Source organism: Micromonospora sp. ATLC16 (genome assembly GCF_057196645.1).
In genome coordinates, this window is sequence record NZ_JBXUOW010000065.1 from 21,614 (window position 1) to 28,307 (window position 6,694).

The 6,694-nt window shown below is 72.6% G+C and carries 8 protein-coding genes; 3 read left to right on the top strand and 5 right to left on the bottom strand.

All coding sequences use genetic code 11. The features are described 5' to 3' along the window. Window positions 1-81: 81 nt before the first annotated feature. Window positions 82-927: a helix-turn-helix domain-containing protein gene (locus AC2CHE_RS21865; protein ID WP_484506732.1), complete on the top strand. Its 846-nt coding sequence runs from the start codon at window positions 82-84 to the stop codon at window positions 925-927. 4 nt (window positions 928-931) lie between these two features. Beyond that, window positions 932-1,132: a DUF397 domain-containing protein gene (locus AC2CHE_RS21870; RefSeq protein ID WP_484506733.1), complete on the top strand. Its 201-nt coding sequence runs from the start codon at window positions 932-934 to the stop codon at window positions 1,130-1,132. 84 nt (window positions 1,133-1,216) lie between these two features. Here AC2CHE_RS21870 and AC2CHE_RS21875 read toward each other — a convergent pair whose 3' ends face one another. The 5 genes from AC2CHE_RS21875 to AC2CHE_RS21895 all read right to left on the bottom strand — a co-directional run bounded on the left by AC2CHE_RS21875 (window position 1,217) and on the right by AC2CHE_RS21895 (window position 6,095). Continuing rightward, on the bottom strand, window positions 1,217-2,248 hold the full coding sequence (locus tag AC2CHE_RS21875; protein ID WP_484506739.1) for an ROK family protein: 1,032 nt from the start codon (window positions 2,246-2,248) through the stop codon (window positions 1,217-1,219). A 53-nt stretch (window positions 2,249-2,301) separates the two neighbouring features. Beyond that, window positions 2,302-3,120, bottom strand: coding sequence for a putative protein N(5)-glutamine methyltransferase (locus tag AC2CHE_RS21880; RefSeq protein WP_484506734.1), 819 nt, complete (start codon window positions 3,118-3,120; stop codon window positions 2,302-2,304). After that, complete coding sequence (locus tag AC2CHE_RS21885; protein WP_484506740.1) at window positions 3,120-4,277, bottom strand: cystathionine gamma-lyase; 1,158 nt, start codon at window positions 4,275-4,277, stop codon at window positions 3,120-3,122. Before AC2CHE_RS21885 ends, AC2CHE_RS21880 begins: the two co-directional genes overlap by 1 nt. Window positions 4,278-4,282: 5 nt before the next feature. Beyond that, window positions 4,283-5,281 carry an NAD(P)H-dependent glycerol-3-phosphate dehydrogenase gene (locus AC2CHE_RS21890; RefSeq protein ID WP_484506735.1) on the bottom strand — a complete coding sequence of 333 codons (999 nt, stop codon included), beginning with the start codon at window positions 5,279-5,281 and terminating at the stop codon, window positions 4,283-4,285. A 76-nt stretch (window positions 5,282-5,357) separates the two neighbouring features. Beyond that, complete coding sequence (locus tag AC2CHE_RS21895) at window positions 5,358-6,095, bottom strand: lysophospholipid acyltransferase family protein (protein ID WP_484506736.1); 738 nt, start codon at window positions 6,093-6,095, stop codon at window positions 5,358-5,360. 128 nt (window positions 6,096-6,223) lie between these two features. Between AC2CHE_RS21895 and AC2CHE_RS21900 the strand changes: the two genes are divergently transcribed. Continuing rightward, on the top strand, window positions 6,224-6,694 hold a 471-nt coding region (locus AC2CHE_RS21900), incomplete at its 3' end, for a CofC family guanylyltransferase (RefSeq protein ID WP_484506737.1).

Genomic DNA, 6,694 nt, shown 5'->3' on the forward strand with positions numbered 1-6,694 from the left:
TGACATCTCCATGGGCATGAATGCAACTCTCACTGGCGTTCTCTCATGTACAGCTTCCCAAATACGTGCGACCATCTATACATGGCTCCGAAGACCGCACGTGCCCGTCGATTGGGCATCGCCCTGCGCCACCATCGGGAGGCCGCCGGGCTCACCCTGGAGACCGCGGCCGACGAGATCAACAGCACCCGCAGCACGCTCTCCCGCTACGAGAACGCACAAACCCTGGTCAACCCGGCCACCGTGCGCGCGCTGCTCACCCTCTACGGGGTCGGCGCGGACGAGGTCGCGGCCGCCGTCCAGCTCGCCAAGGACGCGCGCAAGCCGGGCTGGTGGGTGTCCTACTCGTACCTGCTCGACCGACGCACCATCGACTTCATCGCGCTGGAGGCCGAGGCCGTCGCCATCGCGAACTTCGAGCCGTCGGTGGTGCCGGGGCTGTTGCAGACCGCCGACTACATCCGCGGCGTGATGCGGGGCGGGCCGCACACCCTCAGCGACAACGACGTCGAGGACCGGGTGCGCATGCGGCTGGACCGGCAGCAGCGGGTCTTCGAGGAAGATCCGCCGATCTTCGACGCGATTCTCGACGAGGCCGCGTTGCTGCGCCCGGTGGGTGACGACTCCGCGCAGCAGGGTCAGCTGAGCCACCTGCTCAAGATGAGCGAGTTACCGAACATCACCGTTCAGGTGATCCCGCTGGTCGCCGGCTACCACCGGGGCACCCGGGGCTCCCTGCACATTCTCGAATTCGCCGACCCGGAGGACCCGATCATCGCCTCCGTGGAGACGGTCGCCGGGCAGATGATCCTCGACCGTCCCGGCGACCTGCGTACCTGCACCAAGATCATGGAGCACCTGCGCACCGTCGCGCTCAGCCCGACGGACAGTCGCGAGGCAATCTTCAAACTCTCGAAGGGACGGTAATGCCATGACACCGACGACCAACGCCGTGGAGTCCGTGACGGGCTGGCGCAAGAGCAGCCACAGCGGTGACGAGGGCGCCTGCGTCGAGATGGCGGTCGTCCCCGGCACAGTCGCCGTACGCGACTCCAAGGACCCGCACGGCCCGCTGCTGGCCTTCCGGCCGTCGGCGTGGACCGCCTTCGCCCAGGCTCCGCCGACCCGCTGAGCTGCGGAGGGACCACACCCCAGAGCCGCTGACCGGGCCGGTAAGGGCACCGCCGGCCCGGTCAGCCCCTCCGCTGTCGTCGGTTCAGTCGCCGACCAGCGGTGGCGGCGACGGCAGCGCCCGGATCATCTCCAGCGCCGCCAGCGCCACGCCGCGCGCACCAGCCATGTCGCGGTCCGGCACCAGCGCGAAGGTGGCCAGGGCGGCCTGCTCGGAGCGGAGCAGGGTGTGCTCGCGCACGGCGGCCAGGAACCAGTCGCGGAACGCCGGGTCCGTCTCCACCACCCCACCGCCGACGAAGTACGCGTGCGGATCGGTGAAGTTCGCCGCGATGGTGAACAGCGCACCGAGCGCCCTCGCCTGCTGGGCGAAGATCTCCCGGGCAAGCTCGTCGCCCCGCTCGCCGTAGCCGCGTACCAGCTTCGCCGCGCGCTCCGGCGACTCGCCGGCCAGTGGATGCCCCGGAAAGCGGGTCAACCAGTACGGCAACAGGTTGTGCCCGATCGCGGTCAACGACACGACGCTCTCGACGTCACCGGCGAAGCCGCAGGCGCAGATCGGCACCGGTTGCCCCGGTGCCAACACGGTGGTCAACGGAATCTGCACATGGCCCAGCTCGCCAGCCATCCCCGCCGCGCCGGAGATCACCCGGCCATGCTCGATCAGCCCGCCGCCCAGGCCGGTGCCGACGATCGCCGCCACCGACGAGCGTCGCATCGCATCGGCCCCGAAGTGGACATGATGGGCGTAGAGCGCGGCGGCGTTACCGTCGTTGTGGTAGATCACCGGCAGCCCCAGCCGACGTTCGAGGCCCCCCCGCACGTCGTAGCCGCGCCAGGCCGGCTGGGAGAAGTTCGTGGAGCCCTTCGACGAGATGACGCCGCCGGCACTGGCCGGACCGGGCGTGTCCAGACCGACCGCGCCGACCTGCTCGCGGGGTACCCCGGTGAGGGCCAGCACACCGTCGAAGGCGTCCGCCATCGCCGCCACCGCCGCCTCCGGGCCCTCCTGTACCCGGCTCGGCGTCTCCACCAGGCGGTCGACCAGGAAACGTCCGTCAAGCGTGAGCACGGTGGCGTTGTTGGTCGTGCCACCGTTGTCGATCCCGACGACCACCGTTGCGCTGTCCACCCGAGTTCCGCCTCCCAACGTCACAGCCTGACGTGAGGCTAGTTCTCGTACCGCCCGCCCGCCACGTCGTCCGGGTACCGGCCCAGCATCGCGATGGCGTCGGAGGCTTCGTCACGTGCCACCGACGGCACCAGCCCGACCTCGGTCAGCACCGCCCGGAACCGGTCGACCTGCCCCTGGCCGACCTCCACCACCAGATGCCCACCCGGCGCGAGCCAGTTCGGCGCGGCAGTGGCCAGCCGGCGCAGCACGGCCAGCCCGTCGGGTCCGCCGTCGAGCGCCGCGGCGGATTCGTACCGGCGGGCTTCCGGAGGTAGCAGCGCCATCGCCGCCGTCGGCACGTACGGGGCGTTGGCCACCACCAGGTCGAGGCGACCACGCCAGGCCGCCGGTAGTGGATCGAAGAGGTCCCCGGCGAGGACCGGCACACCCACGGCGGTCAGGTTCCGCCGCGCGCAGGCCACCGCCGCCGGGTCCACGTCGACCGCGGCCAGCAGCCGGGGTGCGGCGAGCCGACGAGCCAGCACCCGGCCGATCGCACCGGAGCCACAACAAAGCTCCACCACGGTCGCGGCCGGTCCGGTCACCCGGGCCGCCACCGAGACCAGCAGGGCGGTACGCGCCCGGGGCACGAAGACGCCCGGGTCGACGTCGATCCGCTCACCGCAGAACTCCGCCCAGCCCAGCAGGTACTCCAGCGGCTCACCGGCGACCCGCCGGTCCACCAGTGCGGCGAGCGTCTCCGGGTCGTCAGCGGCCTCGACGAGCAGCCGCGTCTCGTCCTCGGCCCAGACGCAGCCGGCCCGGCGCAGCCGGGCGACCAGGGCGTGCTGGTCGCCCGGGGAGACGGGCGCCATCAGGCGGCGGCGTCCAGCGCGGCCGTGACGTCGGCGACCAGGTCGGCGGGGTCCTCCACCCCGCAGGAGAGCCGGACGAAACCGGGCGCGGTGTCGTCGCCCCACTGGGCCCGCCGGTCCGCAGTGGTGTGCAGGCCACCGAAGGAGGTCGCCGCGGTGACCAGCCGGGCCGCGCCGAGGAAGCGGGCGACCCGGTCGGCGCTACCGAGATCGAAGGAGAGCACGCCCGGCATCCGGCGCAGTTGCCGCACCGCCACCGGATGCGCCGGGTCCTCCGGCAGGCCGGGCCAGCGCAGGCCGGAAACGTCGGCGCGGTCGGCCAGCAGCCGGGCCAGCGCCGCCGCGTTCGCCGTCTGCCGGGCCAGGCGCAGGTCGAGGGTGGCCAACGACCGGTGGGCCAGCCAGGCGTCGAACGCGCCGGGCACGGCACCAGTCGCGGTACGCCAGGCGGTGACCGTCGACAACAGCTCCGCCGACCGGGTGGCGACGTAGCCGAGCAGCAGATCGGAGTGTCCGGTCAACGCCTTGGTGCCGGAGGCCACCACCACGTCCGCGCCGAGGTCCAGCGGCCGCTGTCCGAGCGGAGTGGCGGTGGTGTTGTCCACCGCCAGCAACGCACCGGAGGCGTGCGCCCGCTCGGCCAGCGCCGGCAGGTCCACGACGTCCAGCCCCGGGTTGGCCGGCGTCTCCACCAGCACCAGCCGTACCCCGTCGAAGTCCGGGTACGGCCCGACCGTCGGCGCGAAGAGCACCCGTACGCCGTTGCCGGCGAGGGTGTCGGTGGCGAACGCCCGCACCGGGAAGTACCCGTCAGCGGGCAGCACCACCGCGTCGCCGGCCCGCAGCACCGCCAGCAGCAGCCCGGTTATCGCCGCCTGACCGCTGGCGAAGACCCGGCAGTCGCCGCCCTCCAGCTCACCGACCGCGGCCTCCAGCAACCGACGGGTCGGGTTGTCCGGACGCCCGTACCCGTTCGGGGTCGCCGCCGGGCCCTGCCACGGGTCGAGATGGTACGGCGCGGCGAAAACCGGACCGGGCAGGAACGGCGCGCCCGGGGCCGGCTCGGGCAGGCCCGCGTGCACACACCGGGTGCCGTCCCCCTGCTCCGGAAACAGCCGCTCGTGCTGCTCCGGTGAGAGGAGCCGGTACTCATCCATCATGCTCACTCCGGCTTCGTGGTGCGGCTCATCAGGGCCTGGACCGCCAGCCGGGGGTCCACCCCCTCGTGACAGACCAGCTCGACCTGCTCGGTGATCGGCATCTCCACCCCGTGCGCGCGGGCCAGGTCCCGGATCGCCAGCGCGCTCTTCACCCCCTCCGCCGTCTGTCGGGTGGCCACCCGGGCCTCCTCCAGGGACGCGCCTCGACCGAGGTGCTCGCCGAAGGTGCGGTTGCGGGCCGACGGCGACGAGCAGGACGCCACCAGGTCACCCATCCCGGCCAGGCCGGCGAAGGTGAGCGGATCCGCGCCGAGGGCCACCCCGAGCCGGGCGGTCTCGGCCAGCCCACGGGTGACCAGCATCGCCCGGGTGTTGTGGCCGAAGCCCATCGCGGTGGCGATGCCGTAGGCGAGCGCGATCACGTTCTTGACCGCCCCGCCCAGCTCGCAGCCGGTCACGTCGTCGTTGGTGTACGGGCGGAAGTAGGGCGTGGTGATCGACCGCTGCACCAGGGTGGCCCGCTCGGAATCGGTGCAGGCGACCACGGTGGCCGCCGGTTGCTCCGCCGCGATCTCCGGTGCCAGGTTGGGGCCGGAGACCACCACCACCCGGTCCGCCGCGACCTCTGCGGTCTCGACGATCACCTCGCTCATCCGCTTGGTGGTGCCGAGTTCGATGCCCTTCATCAGTGACACCAGGGTGGCCTCGGGGTGCAGGTGCTCCACCCACTCGGCGAGGTTGCCGCGCAGCGTCTGCGACGGCACCGCCAGCACCACCATCTCGGCGCCCTTGATCGCCTCGACGGGGTCGCCGGTTCCGGTGACCCGTTCCGGCAGCACCACCCCGGGCAGGTACTCCGGATTACGCCGCTCTGCGCGGATCACGTCGGCGATCGGCTGTCGCCGCGCCCAGAGCGTCACCTCCCGGCCGGCGTCGGCGAGGATCTTCGCGAACGCCGTACCCCACGACCCCGCCCCCAGCACCGCCACGTGCCCACTCACGCCGCCGCCTCCCTACCGTCGGCACCGTCGTGAGACCCCACCGCACCGCACCGGTGATTCACTCGCTGCCGCTCGCTCATGCCGCCGCCTCCGGGCGCGGACGGTCGGGCTGCGGGCGGGGGTTGCGCTGCCACAGCGGCGGTGGTGTCCCGCCCCGGATGTCGGCGAGCATGTCCCGCAGGCGCAGCATGATCACGTCAGTCATCTCCTCCAGCACCTGCCGGCTCGGGGCGGCGCCGGCCCAGCCGCTCAGGTCGATCGGCGGCCCGGCGAACACGGTCACCGGAATCCGGGGGCGCAGGTTGATCCGGGACCGGCGCGGATCGAAGATCCGCTCCGGTCCCCACATCGCCAGCGGCACCACCGGGGCGCCGGTGGCCAGCGCCAGCCGGGCCGCGCCGGTCTTGCCCTTCATCGGCCACAGGTCCGGCTCCCGGCTGGTGGTGCCCTCCGGGTAGATGATCACGGCACCGCCCTCGTCGAGCGCCTTGACCAGGGCGTCCAGCGACTTCACCGCGTCGACCGAGCCCCGCTCGACCGGAATCTGCTTACACCGGTGCAGGATCCAGCCGATCACCGGCACCTTGAACACGCTCGCCTTGCCGAGGAACTGCGGCCACCGCCCGGCGTCGTAGACGAAGTGCGCGGAGACCAGCGGGTCGGCGTGCGAGATGTGGTTCGGCACGATGATCATGGGACCGTCCTGGTCCAGGTGTTCCATGCCCCGCCAGGTACGCCGGGTCCAGACGGTCATCACCGGCTTCACCAGCACCACGGCGAACCATTGCCAGAATCCCAGCCTCCGCCGACCCACCGTGCCTCCTCGTGCCCGCCCGACCCGCCCACCGGAGAAGCCCGGTGAGGTCCGCAGCCGAAATCATGCCTGCTCGCCCCGGGTACGGCCAGTGAGGGTACCGCCGTCCGACTGGCAGGATGGCAGGCGTGACACAGCCCTGGACGGTGGTGCTGCCGGTCAAACGCCTGGCAGTCGCGAAGACCCGACTGCGTGGCGGGCTGCCGGGCGTACCCCATCAGGATCTGGCCCTGGCGCTGGCCGCCGACACGCTGGCGGCGGTGCGGGCCTGCCCGGGGGTGGCCGAGATACTCGTGGTGACCGACGACGCCCAGGTCGCCGACACGGCCCGGTCCACTGGCGCCCGGATACTGCCGGACGTCGCGGACGCCGGGCTCAACGCCGCGTTCCGGCAGGGCGCGGCGGGCGTCGCCGGCTGGGTGGCCGGGCTCACCGCCGATCTGCCCGCCCTGCGGCCGGCCGAGCTGGCGGCGGCGCTGCGCACGGCGCTGTCCGGTCCGCCGGAGGTACGTCAGTTCGTGGCCGACGCCCCGGGCACCGGCACCGTGCTGCTGGCCGCCCCGCCGGGCGTGCCCCTGGACCCGCGCTTCGGACCTGGC

What these genes read in the sequence shown, in the direction of transcription:
- AC2CHE_RS21885 (WP_484506740.1), bottom strand. Translation starts at nt 4,277, where the DNA reads ATGGATGAGTACCGGCTCCTCTCACCGGAGCAGCACGAGCGGCTGTTT.
- AC2CHE_RS21880 (WP_484506734.1), bottom strand. Translation starts at nt 3,120, where the DNA reads ATGGCGCCCGTCTCCCCGGGCGACCAGCACGCCCTGGTCGCCCGGCTG.
- AC2CHE_RS21870 (WP_484506733.1), top strand. Translation starts at nt 932, where the DNA reads ATGACACCGACGACCAACGCCGTGGAGTCCGTGACGGGCTGGCGCAAG.
- AC2CHE_RS21865 (WP_484506732.1), top strand. Translation starts at nt 82, where the DNA reads ATGGCTCCGAAGACCGCACGTGCCCGTCGATTGGGCATCGCCCTGCGC.